The organism is Prevotella illustrans, assembly GCF_017426725.1.
GTDB lineage: Bacteria > Bacteroidota > Bacteroidia > Bacteroidales > Bacteroidaceae > Prevotella > Prevotella illustrans.
Window position 1 is genome coordinate 21493 of sequence record NZ_JAERMS010000009.1, and the last position, 22172, is coordinate 43664.

The following is a 22172-nucleotide window of genomic DNA, read 5'->3' on the forward strand; positions in this document are numbered from 1 at the left end:
ATTATTGTTCGCCTTTTTTGATTAATGCCAATAAGTGTTCGACGGCCACTTCCTGCGGTATGTTCTTCTCGACACACACCTGACCGCGATAAAGACTGACCCGATTGACGCCCGCCCCCACGTAGCCGTAGTCGGCGTCGGCCATCTCTCCCGGACCGTTCACGATGCAACCCATGATTCCGATCTTCAGTCCTTTCATGTCTTTGGTAGCCTCGCGAATCTTGGCGATGGTCTCCCGAAGGTCGTAAAGGGTACGTCCGCAACCCGGACAGGAGATGTATTCGGTCTTGCTGGTGCGCAGACGGGCGGCCTGCAGAATGCCGAAGGCCGTGTCAACGATGTCTTCTTGCGGAATATCACCGTCGTTCAGGAGCCACAATCCATCGGTGAATCCGTCGATCATCAAGGCTCCCATATCGGCGGCGGCTTCCAATTGGAAGTCGCTTTTCTCCGCTTTCGAATGGCGGTACATCTGCGCGAAGACCACGGGATTGAACAGTCCGGCGTTCATCAGCTCATGAACCAGCGCGCGCTGGTCGCCCAACCGGTTTCGGTGATTGCTGACACAGACCACCACTACCTCGGGATGGAGGCGCAGACAGGCCTGATATTCCTCAACGGGCGCGCCAAACTTGAGCACCAGAAACTTCACGTCGGCTTTGGTCATACCAATGAACGGAATGGCGTCGGTAGGGAAAACGGGGGCCAGCCGACCCGCGGTCACTAACGGCGACCCGGCTCGTTGCAAGGCGATATACTTGTCGTAATCCACCAAGTACTTCTGTCCTGCTTCCGGTTTTTCGGGCAACCGACCGCCCACATACAAGTAATCGGGTGCCTGCTCGCCCGTTCCGACGACTGTGGCGCCATGCTCCGGCGACAGCGAAGCGATGACCACAGGCACGTTGCTGCCGCCGATTCCGGCCACGGCACGCGTCTTGCGCCGTTGCGGACGCAGCCAGTCAAAATCTTTCGAGGCCGTTCCGGGAATCACTAAATGACCCGCATGGGCACCGATGTAGTCCACCAGATGGCGTGCCACAGGTATTTCGGCCGCCGGTTCTTCGCTCAGGCTCACCCGAACGGTGTCGCCAATGCCGTCGGCCAGCAGCGCGCCGATGCCCACAGCGCTCTTGATACGCCCGTCTTCGCCCTCACCGGCCTCCGTCACTCCCAAATGAAGCGGATAACGCATGCCCTCCCGGTCCATGGCTTCGACCAACATGCGCACCGACTGCACCATGATCACCGTGTTGGAAGCCTTAACCGAGATGACCACATCGTTGAAATCATGCCGCTTACAGACACGGAGAAACTCCATACAGCTCTCCACAATGCCCGCCGGCGTGTCGCCGTAGCGGTTGCGGATACGGTCGGAGAGCGAACCATGGTTCACGCCGATGCGCACGGCCGTATGGTTTTCCTTGCATATCCGCAGGAAAGGAACGAAGCGATCTTCTATCTTTTTCAGTTCCTGCGCGTACTCCTCGTCCGTATATTCCTGCTTGATGAAGCGGCGGGCGGGGTCTACATAGTTGCCCGGATTGACGCGAACCTTCTCGGCAAAGCGTGCGGCCACGTCGGCCACGTTAGGGTTGAAGTGGACGTCGGCAACCAAAGGCGTGTCATATCCTTCAGCCCTGAGCCGTGCGTTGATAGGCTGCAGGTTTTCCGCCTCCTTGGTTCCTTGCGTCGTCAGTCGCACGAGTTCGCCACCGGCCTTGATGATTTCCTCGGCCTGCGCTACGCAAGCGTCGGTGTCATTGGTGTTGGTGGTGGTCATGCTCTGCACCCGAATGGGGTTGTCGGCACCCATATCAATGGCACCGACATGCACAACGGTCGTGGCCCGACGCTGAAAATTGAATAAATCCATCGTATGCTACACCCTAAACTGATACTTGATTTCGGCCAAATCCTTATTGGCTTTCTCTATCTTTTCACCCAGTCCGGCCTTCCATGCGTCTACTTTGGCTGCCACGTTCTCATCGTTCAGGGCAATCATTTGGGCGGCGAGAATAGCCGCGTTCTGTGCTCCGTTGACGCCAACGGTGGCTACCGGTATGCCGGGGGGCATCTGAATGATCGACAACATGGCGTCGAGACCATCGAGCATGCCCTTGATGGGTACGCCGATGACGGGCAACGGGGTCGACGCTGCGATGACACCGGGCAGTGCCGCAGCCATTCCGGCCGCCGCAATGATGACTTTCACGCCACGTGCCTTGGCTCCTTTGGCGAATGCTTCAACCGCGTCGGGCGTGCGATGGGCCGAAAGGGCGTTCACTTCAAATGGGATTTCGTTATCATCGAGCCACTTACAGGCCTTTTCCATGACGGGCAGATCACTCGTACTGCCCATGATAATACTCACTAATGGTTTCATATCGGTTGTTGTTTGTTTTACAAAAGAATCGAAAAGAAGGCAACGGCCAGTCCCATGATGAAGCCGACAACCACCTGAGACAGCGAGTGCTGGCGCAGAATCATGCGACTGGTGCCCACGGCGCCCGAAAGCACCATCACTAAACAGAACCACCACATCGGATTGAAAGCGAAAATCATGGAGAATGCCATCAAAGCGCCGGCCACGCCACCGATGGCTGCTGTGTGGGTGGATATCTTCCACCATATATTAATAAGCGCGCAAACCACCTGAATCAGCAATGCCGCCACCAGAATACTGCCCATGAAATGCGGCATATGGAAGATTCTCATGAGGTAGACACAGACGAAGTAGCACAGGATGGAGATAACATAGGGAACCATACGCCGCTCACGCGAACCCAGTTCGATGAGCGACCAGCCCTGCGAATTGCGATAGAGGCGGATGAGTAACGTAGGAAGCAGGGCCGTAAACACGTAGACCAGTGCCAGAACGGTAAACTTATAAGACGTGGGGAGCATACTCAGATAGCTGAAGACGAACAACGCCACGAGCCCCATCATGGGCAGATAGAACGGATTGAATACCATGCTGACGGTCCTTGCCGCCACAATCATGTCTTTTTCCTTGATCACTTTGCGATTGATTATATTCTCTTTTCTCTTCTTCCGAATCGTTTCGCCGTCCGTCAGTCTTTGCGCAAGCGGGCGATGGGAATACCCATCTGCTCACGATACTTGGCCACTGTGCGCCGGGCCACGGGATAACCCTGCTTCTTCATCTCGCGGGCCAGGGCCTCATCGCTCATCGGGCGTCCGGCGTCTTCCTTGCCGATCATCTCCTTCAGGGCCAATTTAATCTTGCGGGTAGACGTCTCTTCGCCATCGCCCGTGTCGTAGCCGTCGGTGAAGAAGAAGCGCAGGGGGAATGTTCCCCAGCGTGTCTGCACGTATTTCACGTTGCTCACGCGGCTGATGGTGGAAATGTCGAGCCCCGTCTTCTCGGCAATATCTTTCAGAATCATCGGTTTCAAGTCGGCCTCGTCGCCGTCGGTGAAGAACCGATGCTGCCATGCGATGATGGCTTTCATGGTGACATACATCGTATGGCGACGCTGTCGGATGGCGTCGATGAAGTTTCGCGCCTTGTCCACCTTGTCGCGGGCGTAGACCAACGCCTCCCGGTCTTGCCGGTTCAACTTTTCCTTGCGGTCCTTGTAGTCGTCCACCAGCTTCGTGAACGAAGGAGAGACGGCCAGATCAGGCAGTCCGCCGTTGTTCATGGAGAACGTCACGGTGCCGTCGTCGGCCGTATCGACGATGAAGTCGGGCGTTATCTGTTGCAGGCTGCGCCCGACGGTCTCGCCCATTGCGGCTCCCGGTTTCGGGTTAAGCCGTTTGATTTCCTCTTTCAGTGCCTCCACCGTGTCGTCGGTCAGCCGCAACTGTTCTTGAATACGGCCCCATCGCTTACGCGTAAAGTCGTCAAAGCAGTTGGCAATGACGTCGCGCATGACGAGCGTCAGCCGTTCGGACTGTCCTTTCTCCTTCTCTTCGGTGAGCAAGCGGTCTATCTGAAGCAGCAGACACTCCTGCAAAGAGCGTGCGCCAATGCCCCCCGGGTCGAACGTCTGGAGCATGCGGAGCACCTCTTCGATGTCTGCCACGCTCACGTCGATATTATGATAGATGGCCAGTTCGTCGCAGATCGTGTCGAGATCTTTACGTAGCAGTCCGTCGTCGTCAAGACTTCCGATGATATATTCCATGACGTGCTCCTGCCGCGGGGTCAGTTCGAGTTCGCCCATCTGCTCCTTCAGCTTGTCGTAGAACGACACCGTATCGCCGTAGACGATTTCCTCGTAGTCGGCATTCTGCCGCTGGTTCCAATGAGTGTCGGGCATTCGGTCGTCGTAGCCGATACTCTCCAGCGCGTCGTCGAGGGCGTCCTGCCGTTCCTCGCACTCATTTTCCGCTTCAAAGCCTTCGGGCTCATCGCCCGCCACGCCACCGTCGTCGCGCAGATCGGGCATGTCCTCCTCGCCCTCGTCGACCTTTTCCAGCGCGGGATTGTCGTCGAGCTGGGCGTTGACGTTCTCTTCCAGTTCGGTGATGGGCATTTCGAGCAGGCGCACCACCAGCATTTGCTGCTGCGAGAGACGTTGCAGCTGCGCCAGCTTCTGTTCCTGAGTCTGTATCAACTTCTGTGCCATGCGTTTCCGTTATTTGAAATAATCCTTCAGTTGGGCCGCCACCGCCGCCAACTTTTCGGGGTTATCGTTACCATATCGCTTCCAGATGTCCTTGCAGGGCAACAGCAGCGGGTCGATCATGAAGTCACCACGATTGAGATAGGGGTCGCAAAACTGAAACACCTCCATCACGTTGACAATGAGCGCGGCGGGTATCTTCAGCAGCCGAGCCTCCTCTTGTATCTCCGAAGTGCCCACGACCATCGTCAAAGGCGTAAGCCTAAAATAAAGGTCGAGCATGCGGATGAGCATGACGGGGGTGAGCTGTGGATTCTGTGGCAAAGGCCTGAAGTCCTTTTCAAACGTCTCATGGATGTCGACCCCTTCGTAAAATCCGGCGGCATTACCATAGCCTTTCATCCGTCGCACACGCTTAGCCTCACGACTGAGGCGACTGTGGTGGTCGGCATAAGTATCCCAGAGCAGTCCCATACTGGGCGTATCCTTTCTGCGGACGCGAAAAAGCTGTTGATAGAGAAACACGGGCTCAATGTGGAGCTCGAGACTCAAGTCGATCAAAGGTTTGGAATATAAAGCCTTGACGCCCACCGGTTTTTTCATATAGAGTTGCATCAGTAAAATCCAATACTCCTCTTGCCATAAAGGAAGTGCAGCCATCATAAGATACTTTATTGCAAAGATACACCAAATGCGTGATATTCCAAAATTAAAACTACGCTTTTTTAATAAAAGAGGAATCCCCCTGACTCGGTTAGAATCAGAGGGATCATTCTCTATCGCACGCAAGCCGTCACCACGGTTGCGAGAAATCATTCATCTGGATGAGCGCACGCTGGTCGGGATTGCCCGACAAAATGACGCCCACATGGTCGGTCTCCTTCGTCCCACCGTCCGTAACGGTCAGCTCCAACTTACCTTTAATCCACGGGAAGATGGTCGACATAGAGCTTCTGCGGTTCAGTTGCGCCCGTAGCGGTTCCTTCGTCTTCATCTCGATCAGCAGTGACGGCGTCTCATGACTGGCCATCTGTATCGTACCGGTCAGTTCACAGTAGAGCGAGTCATTCTTTGGCTCTGTCCATGTCACGTTTAATTGCTTGGCGCTACAGTCAAACTGGTTCAAATCAAAATCACCTCGCTTCGTGTTCTCTCTCACGGTGACCGTGTAATCGCTCAGCGTCCATCGATTATCCGTGCCTATCTGTGCCTGAAAACGGTAGGCATTCTGTATCTCGTCGCTGTTATGTGCCGAGAACATGCGAGCCTGCAACTGTTTCTGGGGCGTCTCCGAGAAAAGATAATCCTCAAAATAGTAATCCGACTGACGGTAAAGCACTTCCCAGTTACGGGTGCCGTCGATCTTGAGCGTGTCGCGAATCTCGCACTTCGGAAAGTATTCCATCATGAATTTTGCCCGCTCGACATCGGTCGACAACCCGAAATATTGATGCGACAGATAAGCCATAAAAAGCATGTCGGTCAACGATTCGTTGGCCTGGCGCACGTATTCATAGGCCTGATAACCCGGTGCCGTCGCGTCACGGCCCGAACTTGACTCGGTTAAACAACTCGTCAGGCAGCAAACCATCATGGCAAGCCATGCCGAAAGATATATTTTCTTTTTCATCTTGATATTATCTTTTAAAATTAAAAACGATAGCCAGCTATCATACGGGCCACACCTAAGCAGCCGTAACCCAGTTCCGACCCGAAGAAAACACGCTTACCCATCTGAATACCGAAGCCCGTAAACTGCCCCGTAAAGCGGATCTTATGATGTCCCGACCGCTCTTCCATGCTACGGGTGTAGCGCAGCGACACGCCTACGCCGGCCTCTGTGTACATGCGGAAGCCCCGATGGCGCAGATAATAATAACGCAAAGCAGGCATGAGCGTGAAGTAACTGTCGCGCGAGGTGGCCACCGTCTTGTCCGTCAACCTGCTTTTCCAGGTGTTCTTTGTGTATTCATACGACGCCGTCAGGCCATAGCTCATCCAGCGTCCTACCTTGAAATCCTGCCGGAAAGCCACGGTATAGCAGGGCGGTTGCACGCTTCCGTCGTCATAGATTTTCAAATGACGATAGGCGGCGAGCGGCTTTTCTCTGTAAAACCAGTAATCATACGTGTCTTCACTGCTCAAGTTCCACTTCAGATTCGAGGTGCCAATGCCCATTCCTACCGACACTTCCCGCAGGGGAATGTCGTCGTTCTGCGCCCGTCCCGCCATCGGCCAGGCCGCCAGCAGTACGAAAAAGAGCAGAAACGGTTGTTTCTTTACATTCATCTTTTCAATGTTCTTGATGGTTTATTTTTATTTTGTTTGAATCCGTATTCCTAATTGCAGGGCGGGGCTGAAGGGCTTTTCCTTGAAGAAGGTCTGCACCGAACTGCCGTTATCGGGCGCGTAGCGCAGCGACGGCTCAACGTAAACGCCCACCACGGGGGTCAGTTTGAAGATCGCTCCTAAACCTGCCGTCACCGAGAATTGCGTTTGATCTTTCTTCATCGGCTGGCGTGTTCCTTCCGTTCGGGTGTCGGCCTTGACGTTGAAGTCCACTTGCGCGCCGCCCATGGCGTAGACCGCAAACCGCCGGCCGTGTAGTAAACGATAGTTGACTGTCAGCGGCACGCCCACGTAATGAAGTTGTTGGCGGGTCGTCATGGCATGTTCTCGCATGCGACGGGTAAAGGTGGCGTTGAGTCGGGTATAAACCACACCTGTCGTCAGGCTCCATGAAGTCGTCAGCGGCACGTCTACCGTGAGTCCTACGGATAGCGGCAGGTCGTGATGAGCTTCTTCGCCATAGCCTACAAGATACACCGTCGCGTCGTCAGGGGCCGTTGCCGCCCGCGACAACCCGGGGCCGTTGCGCTTGGCCATGTGGTATTGACGCTGCATTTCGGGCGACATGACCACCCCGTTTTGCCGCTGATAGCCCATCAACCCGTTGCCCGCGTAGAGCCGCAGGCTGACACCGGGCGTAGTGGCGCGGCGTATGGCGGGCGCCGTCGTAGAAGATCGCGGTTGCGGAACAGGCCGTGAAGGCGTGACAGGCTGTGACCGGCGGGGTGCTTTCTCGGGCGAATCGTCGACAGGCGAAACAGTCGGTTCATGGCAATAAGGGGCAGTCGGTCCCTCCGGAGCTGCCGAAGGGGCGGGCAAGGAGAGTCCTTTCCGCTCCCGCGCCACCTTGTTTTGAGCCACGACGGGCACCGATTCCGAGGGTTCCATACCTATCGATTGCCGGACGGCACGCTGCCTGTCCAACAGTTTTTGCTCCGTGCCCAACTGCCCGACAGCCTGCTCTCCCTGCCTGCTCAACCATAAAACGCTTCCTCCCACCACCGCTATGACGACTGCCGCGGCGGCTATCCAACGACGCAAAGCCATCCGACGTGCGGCCACGGCGGCCGACCGGCCGTCGAGCGCCTGCTCAATGCCCGCCCACAGCTCATCGCCGACAGGTTCTTCCTGCTGTGCCACGCGCTTGCGAAGGGTGTCCGTCCAATCTGTTTGTTTCATCATCTTTGCGTCTTAATATATTCTTTCATCATTCGGGCCAGCATTTTCTTGGCCCTGGAGTATTGCGAAGCCGAACTGTTTTCACGGATATGCAGCAACCGGGCTATCTCCTTGTGCGACCGCTGTTCGAAAACGTAGAGGTTGAAGACCATCCGATAGCCGACGGGCAGCCGTCCCAGCATTTCGGTAACGACCTCGGGAGGCACTTGTTCCACAGGCGGCTCGTCCTCGTCGGGCAGCTCCGGCATGCTGTCGGTCAGCACCCAGCGCTCGTGCTTCCTTATATAGTCGACCGACCGGTTGGCGACGATGCGCAGCAGCCATGCCATAAGTGAGCCTTTGCCCCGGTATTGGAAGTCGCCGATGTGCGTCAGAACCTGGATAAAACTCTCCTGAACGATGTCTTTACGGGCGTCGATGTCGCCCACATAGCGGTGACTGACAGCCATGGCTCGCCCGACGCAACCGTCGTACAGCTGTCGCATGGCCCGGCGGTCTCCCCGCCTGATTCCGTCCAAGATGATTTCTTCCGATTCCATCCGCCTTTCAGAGGGTTCGTTTCGTCGCGCTGAATTGGTAGGAAGCGCCGCCGATGACTACGACACCACTCCATAGACCTGTCTTTTTATGATAGACGGCCACCCATTTCGGTCCGGTCGGATTTTCCTTCTGCGTCAGGTCGAAGTATTCGGTGGTGTCGGAGCTGCCCGTATGCAGATAGATGGCCACGACGGGAGCGCTGACGCCGGGCAAACGGCCAAAGGTCATTTCCGATCCGGTCACGCGCAACGTTGTCGTCACGGTCTGACTGCCATTGCCCGTCAGCTCAATCGTAAAACTACCCCGCCACGGCGACAGCACACCGTCCCCCGGAGTCTGGCTCGGAATGTCGGTATCGTTAGCTACGGTGCATGCGGTGAGACCGAAACAAAACAGCAGCAAAAGCGTGTAGAAAATTCTTTTCATGACTACTTTTCTTGTGGTTGTCTATCATCATAACTTCATGATGGTGAAAATCTTGCATGAGAAAATACAAAAAAATGATTTGCGGGATGAAAAAAGCGTCTTGTCACTTTATTTTCGTACTTTTGCAGCCCTATCCTATATAAGATTGTATGCAACAAGAGATATCAGAATTTGAAATCATGGCTCCCGTAGGCTCGCGCGAAAGCTTAGCGGCAGCCATCCAAGCCGGTGCCAACTCGGTTTATTTCGGCATCGGTCAGCTCAATATGCGGTCGCATTCGGCCAATCATTTCACCATCGACGACCTGCGGGAGATTGCCGCCACGTGCGCCGAACATAACATCAAGAGCTATCTGACGGTCAATACCATCATCTATGGCGAAGACCTCAGTACGATGCACGAGATTATCGATGCCGCCAAAGAGGCCCAAATCAGTGCCGTTATCGCCAGCGACGTAGCCGTGATGGCCTACTGCAACGAGGAGGGTGTAGAGGTTCACCTCTCCACGCAGCTCAATATCACGAACATCGATGCCCTGAAATTCTACGCACGCTTTGCCGATGTGGTCGTGTTGGCGCGCGAACTGAATATGGAACAGGTGGCCGACATCCACCGACAGATTAAAGAACAGCACATCTGTGGCCCCAAGGGCGAACTCATCCGCATCGAAATGTTCTGCCATGGTGCCCTCTGTATGGCTGTCAGTGGTAAGTGTTATATGAGTCTGGCCAACTCTAACCGCTCGGCCAATCGTGGAGAATGCGTGCAGATATGCCGCCGTTCGTACACCGTCACCGACAACGAGACGGGCAATGAGTTGGAGATTGACAATCAATACATCATGAGTCCGAAGGATCTGAAGACCCTTCGCTTCATCGATCGGATGATAGAGAGCGGTGTCACCGTGTTCAAAATAGAAGGTAGGGCGCGTGGTCCTGAATACGTATATACCGTCGTTAGCTGTTACCGCGAGGCCATCCAAAGTGTGGTTGACGGCACTTTTACCGGGGAAAAGAAAGACCAATGGGACGAGCGACTGGCCACAGTGTTCAATCGTGGCTTCTGGGATGGCTACTATCAGGGGCAGACATTGGGCGAATGGAACCAAAATTACGGCAGTGCCGCCACAGAAAAGAAAGTGCTTGTGGGCAAGGTTGTGAAGTATTTCTCTAAACTCGGCGTGGCCGAAATGGCCGTTGAGGCTTCGGAAATGAGTCTGGGCGACAAGCTCCTTATCACCGGACCGACCACCGGCGTGATGTATCTCGATGCCGAAGAGATACGCTACGACCTCAAACCGGTGGATAAAGCCGAAAAAGGATGGCGCGTATCCGTTCCCGTTCCGGGCAAGGTTCGTCCTAATGACAAACTCTTTAAACTCGTCAAAACCGAGAAAAAGAAGTAAAAAAATAAGGCCATCGTTCTTCAGCGATGGCCTTATTTGATTTAAAATGGTCTTTCCTAATATTGGGAAAGGCAGAAATGGAGGAAAAAGATGTTTATTTATTGCGTACAGGGTTGGCGTAAATGCCAAGGAAGATGTCTTTTAGCGTATCGGGATCGGTGATGTCGTAGTCGTTGAGACGCTCCATATAACGCAGGAATTGTTGCAATTGTTCTTTGCTGTAATGCTCCTGATAGCAGGTCTGTCCGTAGCGGAGGTCGTGGGCTATATAGTTATTGGGGTATAATAGATAGGCCGCGTTGATGCGTTGGTCGAGCAATTCGGCCACTCGTTTGTGGTATTCGTTGTTGGTACAGCTGTCGAACTGGCGCAAGTCGGCCTCGGTCAGTTCGGGACATAGTGTGATATGGACCTTCCCCTTGGGCTGAATGATGCCCGTGAGGATGCTATTGAGGTCTTCACCCGGCTTTTTGATGTATTTTCGGCAACGACTTTCGTAGAGTTCGATGGCCTTCAGGATGTCGCAACTTTCCCATTCGTAGCTGATACTGACAGGAATGATGTGGAGTTCGCTCAACGCTTTGATCTTATCCTCCGGCTTACTCATGCAGAACATCTTGATGATTCCCTGGTCGGTGTGGTCGTTTCCGTCCTTGGTACGCCCGTTGCGCTGGGCTATCCATACGCTTTCGTTCCGCTCGAGCATGGTATGGCGGATGTAATTGCTCAGATGGCACGACGACATATAGAAATCGCGCATGCGTCCTCCACGCTCCACCCTGAACATTTTGTTCGATTTGCCGATGTCGGTCACCAGTCCGGGCTGCATCAGATTGGCACCGAAGGTAATCTCGGTGGTCTCTCGTTCGTGTTTGACGAGCAACTTTTGAAGCAGCAACGCGTCGAGAACAATGTCGCGATGGTTTGATACGAAAAGATATTGCGTGTCGGGTCGCAGTTGTTCAAAGCCACTATAACTGAGTTGATCTATGCTGCGACGGATAATCTGAAGCGTGGCGGCCATCATCACGCCATACTGAAATTCTTTGATCGTATGGTAAGAGAGCAACTCCCGTCGCACTTCTTCTAACCCGCGGTCGGGAAATATCCATGAGGCCAGTAGCGGAAAGGCTTCCGACTCTGCAATACGACGCATGGCTGCGGGTATTTCTTCGTCGCGATAAGGACGGATGTCGTCGTAATTCTCCATGAAAATCTTTATTGTTCGGTTGCAAATATTATATACTTCGATATCGGCGAAGGGAAGAGTCTGTTACCGGAACGACTGCCCCGCCACCCGTTCGATGTCTTCGATGGTGCCATCGAATGGTCCGTTGTGCGCTAACTTAATGGTGCACATGGCCGCCGCGAACTTACCGGCTTCAAAACAATCGGCTCCCTGTGAACGCATGTAGAGATAACCGGTGGAATACGTGTCGCCGCAACCTGTGGCATCTACCTGCTCCGTAGGCTCATAGGCCGGTATTTCGTAGAACTTGTTGTCGGCCCAAATGTACGAACCATAGTTGCCCAGCGTAATCACGACTTCGCGCACGCCCATCGCCGCCAGACTCAAGGCCACCTCACGCGGGTTATTGCTGCCGCCGATGGTCACCATTTCGTGCTCGTTCAGTTTGAGAATGTCCGTATATTGAAGTATTTCAGTTTGGTTTTTCCATCCGACAGGATGCACGCTCTCGCCCCTCACCTCGCGCAGGAATCCCTGTACGTCAATGGAAACACGGCCCTTAGCGGCCAAAGCAGCCACCACTTTGGGCGAAAAATCATCGGCTAAGAGCGAACCCAGATGGAATATTTCAGCCTCCAGCGGTTCCACTTCGTCGAGCGTGAAAGGGTCGGCTTTGGCCAAAACACGTTGGGTTCGATGATTGGTGTCCATGCCATATCGATTCTCGAAATAAACGGTATGGGCACTATCGTAGCATACAACGTCGATGCCGGCATGGCGCATCCGCTCTATCTCCTTGCGCTGCTCGTCTCCCACCTTCGTTATCAATTGGAACGAAGCCTTCGGAGGCAGCTGTTTCATGCCGTAAGCCATGTAGAATGAAGTCCCGCCCGCCATGTAGACGGTCTTCTGTGGGGTTACAATCTTGTCGAGCGTAACATGCCCAATACAACAGATATCTATCATCCAATCATCATTTGTTATTGCAAAGATAACATTAAATATCAAACCCTCACCACTTTTATGGTTTTTTCGGCGGATTCTTTCCTCATAGAACGCAGCCCGAAGGGCACTTTAGCGATAACTCTTGCGGTCGGGTTTGCCATTGAAAGTTTTACGAATCGCTTCTACCTGCTCATACAGCATGGGTACTTTGTAGGCTTCGAGGCGTTCGCGGAGATGCCTGGTCAGTTCACGAGCCTTGAGTTCATGGCCCGGGCGCATGACGACGAGCAGCCGCAGCACCGTTCCTACGACAGGATGATTGGCCGCCACGCAGAGACATTCGGCGATATTGCCCATCGCGAGGGCCGCTTTCTCCACCTCTTCGGGCGCAACCTTCAGTCCGCCCGTGTTGATAATGTCGTCGCTGCGACCCATGAGGTGGAGCCGTCCCTCTGCGTCTACGCGGCCCAAATCGGCCGTGAGCAGTTCGCCGTCAGTCAGTACACTTGCCGTAAGGGCCTCGTTGCCGGCATATCCCGACATGAGCGTGTCGCCTTGGCAACGGATGCGCCGGTCGCTATCGACCGTGAAGCGGGCATGCGGCATAGCGGTGCCGACGCAACCTTCAAAACAATGGCTGTCGTTAAAGTTGTAAGTGGCGATGATTCCCGTTTCGGTAGAGGCGTAGGTGTTGTAGAGTCGGCTGTGAGGAAGCAACCGGCAGAGCTGCCGCATGTCGGTTTGCGCAATGGGTGCCGCGCCTGTTTCTATGAAATCGAGCTTCGCCGCGTAGGTCTGAAGGCGGTCGGCACTGAAGGTTAGCAGCATACGGATGCTGGCCGGAACCAGAAAAGTGGCCGCCTTGGCGCAGGGGTAATCCAATGCCTGATAGAAAGCGTTGAGGTCTTTCATGCCTTCGAGCAGATAGAGCGTCGCCCCGCACTGCACGACGGGGTAGACTTTGGAAAGGCAACCGATATGATTCATCGGACCACAGATTACAAACACGAGATCGTGGCTGAAGTTCAGGGCCTTGACAAGGTTGTCGGAATTGGCCAATATGGCCCGATGGCTCACCATGACACCCTTTGAACGGCCTGTCGTTCCGGTGGTATAGAGCACGTCGGCCACGTCTGCGGGCAGCATGCAGTGGCTCAATTCGGTCTCAAGTTCGGTCAGTCGACTATCGGGAACATCGTGTTCGAGCGGCACGGCCACCGCGCCCGCCAGATGAATGGCGAAATAATGGACGAGAAAATCGGCCGTCTGACTGCCTCTGAATACCACCGCCCGCCCCCGTAACGCGGCCATCGTCCGGGCTTTGGCCGACACTTGCTGCCAAAGTTCGGCGTAAGTAATCGTGTCGCAAGGCGTTACGATGGCCGGTTGGTCGGCATAAAGGCGAGCGTTGCGGCACAGAAAATCCTCGATGGTCTTCACTTTCGGTCGGCTATTTTGTGAGTTACCATGGCTACGATGGCATCGAGCGTTTTCAGATTCTTGGGCGTTGCGTCCTCCGCTTCTAAGACAATGTCGTATTCTTTCGACAAAATCATCAGGATAGTGGTAACGCCCAGCGAGTCGAGTTCGCTGAAAAGGAAGTCTGAATCGATGTCGACCAAAGGCAGCGCTTCTTCTAAAAGCTCACGAATATGTTGTTTCATTTCCATATTTTTTACTGAATTGATAATCGATAACTTAGTGATTTACAAGTGGTTGGTTGATATATGGATGTTTCTTTCAAAGTCTTGTTTTCTAAAAGCATAGCTTTCGCCTTGTAAAAGCAGCCCTTTTAGCGTGTAAAAGCTATGCTTTTAGCGTGTAATAGTTATGCTTTTACAACGCGAAAGCTATGCTTTTAGAAACGGGTGGCAAAGTCTTTATAAACTCAACTCAAAAAAGACGTTTTTAACAAGCAATTATATAACAGAATCATAGTGATTTTTGATAGCAACCATCATATTATTTTGAAATTTGGAAGAAAATGTTTTTGAAAGTGAATAGTATACAAATCGCTATACATAAGATTCCTATGGGCAAACTAAATAAAGCAGATTTAAGAAAAGAAAAATCACAAAAGTATAACAAAAATTGCATTGGAAGATAAATACTTAAGAAGCCCGCGCATACGCAATACATAAAGGGGATGGGTTCCCTTTTAAGCTTAACCATACTCCCACAATGATTACACCTTGTTGAATAGTTTGTACCACGATAGATATACATCAAGCATTGTCTGATTGCTATCCTTTTATGACAACACGGACATTCTCTATTTCGCATATAAGAACAGAAAGATTTACGGAGTTATATTAAATGATTACAAACGTAAATAAAAAAAGCATACAATCCAAAGGTAGCCATGTTAAATTACTCAAATAAGAACCTTCTGACAAAAGGACTTCGGAAACATTCTTCCCCTGTATAAACAGGCTGTTGTACCTAAGCTCTGCGTCCTCGCTCACATTCATTTCAAAGAAGGAAAGACGAAAAAGGCCGAAGCACATACAGCACGCGGGTGGCGGAATGACTAAATTCTGTTTGTTTTTTTTGGACTTATACGGATTTCTTCTTACTTTTGTGTAATATAATAAGAGGAGAAGATCCAGGAAATTCGATTATGAGATACGCGCTTGTAACAGGAGGGTCACGTGGTATTGGTAAGGCCATAGCCTGCGAACTGGCCATGGCGGGATTACCCGTTGTTATCAATTACCACAGCAATACGGAAGCCGCGCAGGCTACTTTGAATGAAATTACGGAGCGTGGCGGGCAGGCTGAACTGTTGTCGTTCGACGTGGCCGATCCGGAAGCTATCGAAACGGCGTTGGCCGATTGGGAAGCGAAACATCCCGATGATTACATTGCCGTGGTCGTAAACAACGCGGGTATTCGCCGCGACAACTTAATGATTTTCATGCAGAACGAAGAGTGGCACAACGTAGTGGACACCCCGCTTAACGGTTTCTTCTATGTGACCCGCCGACTGCTGAAGAATATGCTTACCCATCGTGACGGTCGCGTTATCAACATTGCTTCATTGAGTGGTTTAAAAGGCCTGCCGGGGCAAACCAATTATAGTGCGGCCAAGGCTGCGCTGATAGGAGCCACAAAGGCTTTAGCCCAAGAGGTGGCTAAACGGCGTGTTACCGTGAACGCCATTGCGCCCGGATTCATTGCCACCGATATGACCCGCGATCTCGATGAGAAAGAGTTGTCGAAGATGATACCCATGGGGCGCTTCGGTAAACCGGAGGAAGTGGCGGCTTTAGTGGCTTTCTTGGCCGGCGATAAGGCTGCCTACATTACCGGGCAGGTGATACAAATAAACGGAGGACTTTACACGTAATCATGGAAAGAAGAGTCGTGGTGACGGGCATGGGCATTTGGTCGTGTCTGGGAACCAACCAAGAACAAGTAACAGAAGCGTTGCGACAAGGCCGATCGGGTATTGGACTTGAGCCGCAACGTATAGAATATGGCTACCAATCGGCCCTGACGGGTCTGGTGGAACAGCCTCAGCTAAAGGGATTGCTCCATCGCAGGCTGCGTGTGGGGCTACCCGAAGAAGCCGAATACGCTTATATGGCTTCGCGCGAAGCCTTCGAGCAGGCCGGCATAGATGACGCTTTCCTGCAGCAAAACGAAGTGGGCATCATCTTCGGCAATGATTCGTCGGCCAAACCGGTAATCGAAGCCGCCAAGATCATGGAAGAAAAGCACGACACCCAGCTGTTGGGCTCGGGCTATATCTTCCAGTCGATGAACTCAACGGTCAACATGAACCTGAGCAGTATCTTTCAGTTGCGGGGCGTCAACTTCAGTGTGAGCGCGGCTTGTGCTAGCGGCAGCCACAGTATAGGACTGGGCTTTCTGCTTATCAAACAGGGATTGCAGGATCGGGTGCTCTGCGGTGGCGCGCAGGAAGTGAACTTTTACAGCATGGCTACGTTTGACGCACTGGGTGCTTTCTCTGCCCGGATGGACGATCCGCTGCGGGCTTCGCGCCCATTCGACCGCGATCGCGACGGATTGGTGCCGAGTGGCGGCGCGGCGGCTCTGATGTTAGAAGAGTATGAAAGTGCTGTCAAGCGTGGTGCGCCTATCTTGGCCGAAGTCACCGGTTATGGTTTTTCGTCGAATGGTGCCGGAATCTCGCAACCCAGCGACTACGGCAGCGTGACGGCGATGAGCCGGGCTATGGACATGGCTGGCATTACGGCTGACGATGTCGACTATATCAATGCCCACGCGACAAGCACCCAGCAAGGTGATATGTTTGAAGCGATGGCTTTGGATCGCATGTTCCGGGGCAAGCATGCCCTCATCTCTTCGACCAAGGGCATGACCGGACACGAGTGTTGGATGGCCGGAGCCAGCGAAGCGGTGTATTCTATTCTGATGATGCGGCATCATTTCGTGGCACCCAACATCAATTTTGAAAACGCCGATGAATATTCTGAACCATTGAATTTGGCTACGCAGACGATTGAACGCGAACTGAACATCGTACTGAGCAACAGCTTCGGCTTCGGAGGGACCAACTCGGCTCTCGTCATTCAAAAGATTTGATTGTTCCACTAAAAATATAAGATTATGAAAAGAATTCTTTTTACGGCGGTTATATTATTTACCGTGTGCCAAATGTTTGCCGGTAGCAAACTTGATTTCAGCATGTTGAAAAATGTAACGATGATCAACGTAGACTACGATTGGACGAATCTGACCATCGAAGGCAAGAAAGTAGCCGACTGGCTGGATTTTCGGCAGGCCGATCAGCCCGACTGGGACGCCCGAAAGGAATTGAAGGAGGAGCTGAAACCACAGATTGACGAAATGGTTGCCTCGGCTAACGGCAAGCTGAAAAGCAGCAACCTGATCTTGAAGAAAAACTGTTCGAGCCAATACACCATCAAACTGAGTCCTCAAAATATCACGAAGAAAGGAAACAACGTTATCAAATGTCAGCTGATAGAAACGAAGAAACACAAGGTTGTGCATGAGTTCAACATCGAAGGCAAAGGTGGCGTCTTCGGATCGATGGCCAATCTGTGGAGTGACGGCTTCAAGGACGCGGGCAAAAAACTGGCAAGCATGATTAAAAAAGGCTTGAAATAGAAGATTCGTGCAGAAAGTTGACGAAAGAAAAAGAGTCAAACTTTCTGGGAAAATGTAAGATATGTATCTTTCGGAATCATTAGAAAAGAAATATACAAAGGAAACCCTGCCAGCCCGCGACGCGCAAAGGCTGGCAGAGTTTATTGCTTTTGGACCTATTGTCTTTCAGGTGTCGCGCCTCATGGTGAAGTGGGGCATACTGGAAATGCTACGCGATGAGGAACTCACGATTGAAGAGGTGGCCCGTAAGGCTGATATATCGGTCTATGCGGCCAAATGTCTGCTCGAGGCATCGTTGACGATCGGCACGGTATTAATCAATAAAGCGACCGACCGGTTCACGATTTCAAAGACCGGATGGTTTCTCGTGAACGATCCAGCCACACGTGTGAACATGGACTTTAATCACGATGTGAACTACTTAGGGATGTTCGATCTGGAAGACGCGCTGAAAGAAGGACGGCCCGCAGGATTGAAACGACTTGGCAACTGGCCCACCGTTTACGAAGGGTTGTCGCAACTTCCCGAAGAAGCGCAGAAGAGTTGGTTCGCTTTTGATCATTTTTATAGCGACAGCTCTTTTGAAGAAGCATTGAAAATCGTATTTGCCGACAAGCCCAAGACACTGATGGACGTGGGTGGTAATACAGGACGCTGGGCATTGCGATGCGTAGACTATGACCCAAATGTCAACGTGACGATTGTAGATTTGCCCCAACAGTTAGCCATGATGCGGCAACAAACGGCGGGAAAGTCTGGCGCCGACCGCATAGAAGGCTTTGGAACGAACCTACTTGATGAAACAAATGCCCTACCCAATCACCGCCATTGGGATGTGATTTGGATGAGTCAGTTTCTCGATTGCTTCAGCGAAACACAGATCGTGAGCATCTTGAAGCGGGCCGCGGCCGTGATGGACAACGACACTCGGCTCTATATCATGGAGACATTATGGGACAGGCAACGCTTCGAACCGGCAGCTTTCTGCCTTACTCAGATTAGTCTCTACTTCACGGATATAGCCAACGGCAACAGCAAAATGTATCACAGCGATGATTTGATCAGGCTGATTGGTCAAGCAGGGCTTAGCGTTGACGAAATTTACGACCATTTGGGCCAAGGGCATAGCATTGTCAAAGTGAAGAAAATGAAGTGAGAAGCGTGAAATGGAAAATGAATTTCACACGTAAATCTTCCACATATCACCTCTGATATTCAATATTACACATTATATATAATATGGAAAGAACAGAAATAGAAGAAAAAGTTAGAGAGTTTTTGATTGACGATTTAGAAGTAGAAGAAGATAAAATCGCGCCGGAAGCATTGCTGAAGGACGATCTCGGAATTGATAGTCTTGACTTCGTTGACATCGTAGTCATCGTGGAAAAGAATTTCGGATTCAAGATTAAACCCGAAGAAATGGCCGGCGTAAAAACGTTGAAGGATTTCTGTGACTATATAGATAGTAAGGTAAACTAAGCGTGCCAACAAGTCTGGAACGACCTCCGCAGGGGGCGTTTTTCAGGATAGGATAGACAGAGATGGGAAAAACGAAAGAATGGAAAGGTAAAACAGGGGGTGCCAACTGGATGCATCGGAGCCTCATTCGCATGATGAGGTATCTGCCATTATGGGGCCTCTATGCCTTTGCGGACATCTTCGTGATTCCCTTTTGTATGCTCTTTGCCCGCAAAGGCTATCTGGCACAATATCGTTTCTTCCGCAACAGGTTTGATGAATCGAAGCTCAAAGCCTTTTGGCACACCTATATCAACCACTGTCGCTTTGCCGAGATTATTCTCGACCGCTTTTATGTGTACGCGGGAGGACGTGTGCGCTTCGATATTCCCGATTATGAACGCTATCAACGGCTGGCCAACGGCAAAGAAGGTTTCGTTATTCTGAGCGCCCATGTGGGCAATTACGAGGCTGCCGGCTATACATTGGTGGCCCAAAGCAAACGATTCAATGTGCTGGTGTATGCCGGTGAGGCCGAAACGGTGATGGAAAACCGTCGACGGATGTTTGAGGATAACAATCTCCACATGATTCTGATTCGCAAGGACATGAGCCATCTGTTTGAAATCAGTAACTGTTTGTCCGACGGCGAGAGCGTCAGTATTCCGGCCGACCGTGTCTTTGGCAGTAATCGACACTATAAACTGCCATTCCTTAACGAGGATGCTGCTTTCCCGATGGGCCCCTTCGCGATTGCCGCACAGCGTGAAGTGCCGGTGCTAACCATCCATGTGATGAAGACCGGATGGAAGCGTTATCGTATTTATATCGAGCAACTTGACGCTGGTATGGGCACCATGAAGCAACGGGCGGCTCAATTAGCGTCGCAATATGCACGGACACTGGAAACCATCGTCAGAAAACATCCTACCCAATGGTTTAATTATTATAACTTCTGGAACCAATGAAGCTCGACGAAATCGACATACATGAGTTGCTGTCACAGCAGGAGCCCTTCGTCATGGTGGACCAGCTGACGGCATTCGATGAGAAGATAACCGCTACCAGCTTGACGGTGAGGGCCGATAACATCTTCGTTGAAGACGGATGGCTCAACGAATGTGCCTTGGCCGAGAACATTGCGCAGACCTGCGCTGCCCGTTTGGGCTACATCAACAAATATATTCTGAAGCGAGCCATACAGATTGGTTTCATAGGTGCCATCCGCGATATGACGGTAGTGGCTCGTCCGCACGTCGGTGACAGGCTTGAAACCGTCATCGAAGTGATGGAACAGGTGATGGAACTGACGCTGGTAACGGCAACTATCACGTGCAACGGCCGCCAAATAGCCTCGGCACAGATGAAAATAGCACTGTCCGATGAAGTGATTGCGTAAAAAATATGGAACTGAGAACATCCAAGGACTTTGAAATAAGATTCAGCGAAGTAGACTCCATGCAGTTTGTTTGGCATGGTTCATACGCCCTGTACTTTGAAGATGCTCGCGAAGCCTTCGGACGAGCGTATGATTTAGGCTACATGACGATATTCGATAATGGCTGTTACGCGCCTTTAGTGGACTTGAATTTCCATTATCACAAGCCCATGCGCTATGGCACAGAACCCCGAATCGACATTATTTACCAACCGACCGACGCCGCAAAGATTGTTTTCGACTACGAAATACACGACCGCAACACCAACGAACTGCTCGTAACGGGCCGTTCCGTGCAGGTGTTTCTCGATCGCGACTACAATCTGATGTGGGAAAATCCGGCGTTCTATGAGGCTTGGAAAAAGAAATGGTTGACCCCATGATAGTCAAGATTGCCGATAATATCACATCGCCATTGGGCTTCACGACCGAAGAAAACTATCAGGCGGTGAAGCGGGGCGACACACGGCTGCAACGATTCGTAAACAAATGGTCGTTGCCCGAACCTTTTATCGCGTCACTTTTTGAAGAAGGCACGCTCGAATCCGCTTTCAATCATCGCGTGAAAGCAACCCTCCCCTATACCCGATTTGAACAGATGGCCCTTCTTTCGGCCATCGAAGCCATTACCCGAAGTGGCATTGACGCTGCTTCGGAGCGTTGTATTTTTATCCTTTCAACCACCAAAGGCAACATTTCTTTATTGGAACAAGGCGTTGAAGGCGTACCCGACGATCGCTTACAGTTAAGCGAAACCGCTCGTGCGATTGCTCGTTTTTTCGGCAATCGGGCAGAACCGATGGTCGTATCGAACGCTTGCGCGTCAGGTGTCTGTGTGCAAATCGTAGCCATGCGTTACCTCGAAAGCGGTCGTTATGACCACGCCGTGGTGATAGGAGCCGATATTCAGTCGCCCTTTATTGTGAGTGGTTTCGCGTCGTTTAAAGCTCTTTCGCCCACCGCATGCCAGCCTTTCAGCGAGAATCGTATGGGTTTGAACCTCGGCGAAGCAGCTGCCACGATGGTGTTGCGGCGCGTGGATGAAGCCAAAGGATACTGGCAATTAGCTGACGGAGCCATCCGCAACGACGCCCACCATATTTCAAGTCCGTCGAAAGCGGCCGAAGGGAGTTTCAGAGCTTTGGAAGCCGTGCTTCGTCGCTGTCCTTTGACCGAAGAATTAGCCGTTATCAACGCGCATGGAACAGCCACCTTATACAATGATGAGATGGAGGCGAAGGCCATCGAACGGGCCGGTTTGTTGGCCATTCCCGTGAATGCGTATAAAGGAAATTATGGTCATACGATGGGAGCGGCCGGTGTTCTGGAAACCATCCTGACCATGCGGGGACTCGATGAAGGCACGATTCTGCCCACACGAGGTTTTGATGAGTTAGGCGTATCAAAGCCCATCCGAGTGACGAAGGAGTGTTTGACCACCGACCGACAGGCTTTTATCAAACTGATTTCGGGTTTTGGCGGAACGAACGCGGCCTTACGCTGTGTCAAAGTATAAGGTAGGGTGG

Annotated in this window: 24 protein-coding genes; 10 read left to right on the forward strand and 14 right to left on the reverse strand. The window is 52.1% G+C overall.

Going from position 1 to position 22172, the window contains the following annotated elements:
- Position 1: 1 nt before the first annotated feature.
- The 10 genes from JHU38_RS04605 to JHU38_RS04650 all read right to left on the reverse strand — a co-directional run bounded on the left by JHU38_RS04605 (position 2) and on the right by JHU38_RS04650 (position 9089).
- Complete coding sequence (locus JHU38_RS04605; protein ID WP_107581939.1) at positions 2-1876, reverse strand: 4-hydroxy-3-methylbut-2-en-1-yl diphosphate synthase; 1875 nt, start codon at positions 1874-1876, stop codon at positions 2-4.
- 6 nt (positions 1877-1882) lie between these two features.
- The gene (gene purE / locus JHU38_RS04610) at positions 1883-2386 is read right to left on the reverse strand and encodes a 5-(carboxyamino)imidazole ribonucleotide mutase (RefSeq protein WP_021589925.1); all 504 of its coding nucleotides are present in this window, start codon (positions 2384-2386) and stop codon (positions 1883-1885) included.
- A 17-nt stretch (positions 2387-2403) separates the two neighbouring features.
- Positions 2404-3018 (reverse strand): phosphatase PAP2 family protein, encoded by a 615-nt coding sequence (locus JHU38_RS04615; protein WP_107582385.1) that lies wholly within the window; start codon positions 3016-3018, stop codon positions 2404-2406.
- Between the two features lie 56 nt (positions 3019-3074).
- Positions 3075-4598, reverse strand: a complete 1524-nt coding sequence (gene rpoN, locus JHU38_RS04620; protein ID WP_107581938.1) for an RNA polymerase factor sigma-54 — start codon at positions 4596-4598, stop codon at positions 3075-3077.
- A 9-nt stretch (positions 4599-4607) separates the two neighbouring features.
- Positions 4608-5255 (reverse strand): hypothetical protein, encoded by a 648-nt coding sequence (locus JHU38_RS04625; RefSeq protein ID WP_107582384.1) that lies wholly within the window; start codon positions 5253-5255, stop codon positions 4608-4610.
- A 133-nt stretch (positions 5256-5388) separates the two neighbouring features.
- On the reverse strand, positions 5389-6225 hold the full coding sequence (locus JHU38_RS04630; protein WP_107581937.1) for a hypothetical protein: 837 nt from the start codon (positions 6223-6225) through the stop codon (positions 5389-5391).
- 20 nt (positions 6226-6245) lie between these two features.
- Positions 6246-6884, reverse strand: a complete 639-nt coding sequence (locus tag JHU38_RS04635) for a hypothetical protein (RefSeq protein ID WP_107581936.1) — start codon at positions 6882-6884, stop codon at positions 6246-6248.
- A gap of 27 nt (positions 6885-6911) precedes the next feature.
- On the reverse strand, positions 6912-8126 hold the full coding sequence (locus JHU38_RS04640) for an outer membrane beta-barrel protein (RefSeq protein WP_107581935.1): 1215 nt from the start codon (positions 8124-8126) through the stop codon (positions 6912-6914).
- The gene (locus JHU38_RS04645; protein WP_107581934.1) at positions 8123-8662 is read right to left on the reverse strand and encodes an RNA polymerase sigma factor; all 540 of its coding nucleotides are present in this window, start codon (positions 8660-8662) and stop codon (positions 8123-8125) included. Before JHU38_RS04645 ends, JHU38_RS04640 begins: the two co-directional genes overlap by 4 nt.
- A 7-nt stretch (positions 8663-8669) precedes the next feature.
- On the reverse strand, positions 8670-9089 hold the full coding sequence (locus tag JHU38_RS04650) for a hypothetical protein (protein WP_107581933.1): 420 nt from the start codon (positions 9087-9089) through the stop codon (positions 8670-8672).
- A gap of 149 nt (positions 9090-9238) precedes the next feature.
- On the opposite strand from JHU38_RS04650, the gene JHU38_RS04655 reads away from it, so the two are divergent.
- The gene (locus tag JHU38_RS04655; protein ID WP_107581932.1) at positions 9239-10495 is read left to right on the forward strand and encodes a peptidase U32 family protein; all 1257 of its coding nucleotides are present in this window, start codon (positions 9239-9241) and stop codon (positions 10493-10495) included.
- 94 nt (positions 10496-10589) lie between these two features.
- Here JHU38_RS04655 and JHU38_RS04660 read toward each other — a convergent pair whose 3' ends face one another.
- From JHU38_RS04660 to JHU38_RS04675, 4 genes are all read right to left on the reverse strand, one after another.
- Complete coding sequence (locus tag JHU38_RS04660) at positions 10590-11705, reverse strand: 1-acyl-sn-glycerol-3-phosphate acyltransferase (protein ID WP_107581931.1); 1116 nt, start codon at positions 11703-11705, stop codon at positions 10590-10592.
- A 63-nt stretch (positions 11706-11768) separates the two neighbouring features.
- Positions 11769-12650: a PfkB family carbohydrate kinase gene (locus tag JHU38_RS04665; RefSeq protein WP_107581930.1), complete on the reverse strand. Its 882-nt coding sequence runs from the start codon at positions 12648-12650 to the stop codon at positions 11769-11771.
- Between the two features lie 108 nt (positions 12651-12758).
- Entirely contained in the window at positions 12759-14069 is a 1311-nt protein-coding gene (locus tag JHU38_RS04670; protein WP_107581929.1) for a class I adenylate-forming enzyme family protein, read from the reverse strand.
- A complete protein-coding gene (locus JHU38_RS04675) occupies positions 14066-14293 on the reverse strand; it encodes an acyl carrier protein (RefSeq protein WP_107582383.1) in 228 nt (75 codons plus the stop codon). The genes JHU38_RS04670 and JHU38_RS04675 overlap by 4 nt, the downstream gene beginning before the upstream one ends.
- Positions 14294-15249: 956 nt before the next feature.
- On the opposite strand from JHU38_RS04675, the gene fabG reads away from it, so the two are divergent.
- The 9 genes from fabG to JHU38_RS04720 all read left to right on the forward strand — a co-directional run bounded on the left by fabG (position 15250) and on the right by JHU38_RS04720 (position 22162).
- On the forward strand, positions 15250-15978 hold the full coding sequence (gene fabG / locus JHU38_RS04680) for a 3-oxoacyl-ACP reductase FabG (RefSeq protein ID WP_107581928.1): 729 nt from the start codon (positions 15250-15252) through the stop codon (positions 15976-15978).
- A 2-nt stretch (positions 15979-15980) separates the two neighbouring features.
- Positions 15981-17201 (forward strand): beta-ketoacyl-[acyl-carrier-protein] synthase family protein, encoded by a 1221-nt coding sequence (locus JHU38_RS04685; protein ID WP_107581927.1) that lies wholly within the window; start codon positions 15981-15983, stop codon positions 17199-17201.
- A 24-nt stretch (positions 17202-17225) separates the two neighbouring features.
- Positions 17226-17747 (forward strand): hypothetical protein, encoded by a 522-nt coding sequence (locus JHU38_RS04690; RefSeq protein ID WP_107581926.1) that lies wholly within the window; start codon positions 17226-17228, stop codon positions 17745-17747.
- Positions 17748-17808: 61 nt separating this feature from the next.
- Positions 17809-18903, forward strand: a complete 1095-nt coding sequence (locus tag JHU38_RS04695; RefSeq protein ID WP_107581925.1) for a class I SAM-dependent methyltransferase — start codon at positions 17809-17811, stop codon at positions 18901-18903.
- Positions 18904-18986: 83 nt separating this feature from the next.
- On the forward strand, positions 18987-19229 hold the full coding sequence (locus tag JHU38_RS04700; RefSeq protein WP_107581924.1) for an acyl carrier protein: 243 nt from the start codon (positions 18987-18989) through the stop codon (positions 19227-19229).
- Positions 19230-19291: 62 nt separating this feature from the next.
- Positions 19292-20176 carry an LpxL/LpxP family acyltransferase gene (locus JHU38_RS04705; RefSeq protein ID WP_107581923.1) on the forward strand — a complete coding sequence of 295 codons (885 nt, stop codon included), beginning with the start codon at positions 19292-19294 and terminating at the stop codon, positions 20174-20176.
- The gene (locus JHU38_RS04710; protein WP_107581922.1) at positions 20173-20607 is read left to right on the forward strand and encodes a pseudouridylate synthase; all 435 of its coding nucleotides are present in this window, start codon (positions 20173-20175) and stop codon (positions 20605-20607) included. Before JHU38_RS04705 ends, JHU38_RS04710 begins: the two co-directional genes overlap by 4 nt.
- Positions 20608-20612: 5 nt before the next feature.
- Entirely contained in the window at positions 20613-21029 is a 417-nt protein-coding gene (locus tag JHU38_RS04715) for an acyl-CoA thioesterase (protein ID WP_107581921.1), read from the forward strand.
- A complete protein-coding gene (locus JHU38_RS04720; RefSeq protein ID WP_107581920.1) occupies positions 21026-22162 on the forward strand; it encodes a beta-ketoacyl synthase N-terminal-like domain-containing protein in 1137 nt (378 codons plus the stop codon). The genes JHU38_RS04715 and JHU38_RS04720 overlap by 4 nt, the downstream gene beginning before the upstream one ends.
- Positions 22163-22172: the final 10 nt, after the last annotated feature.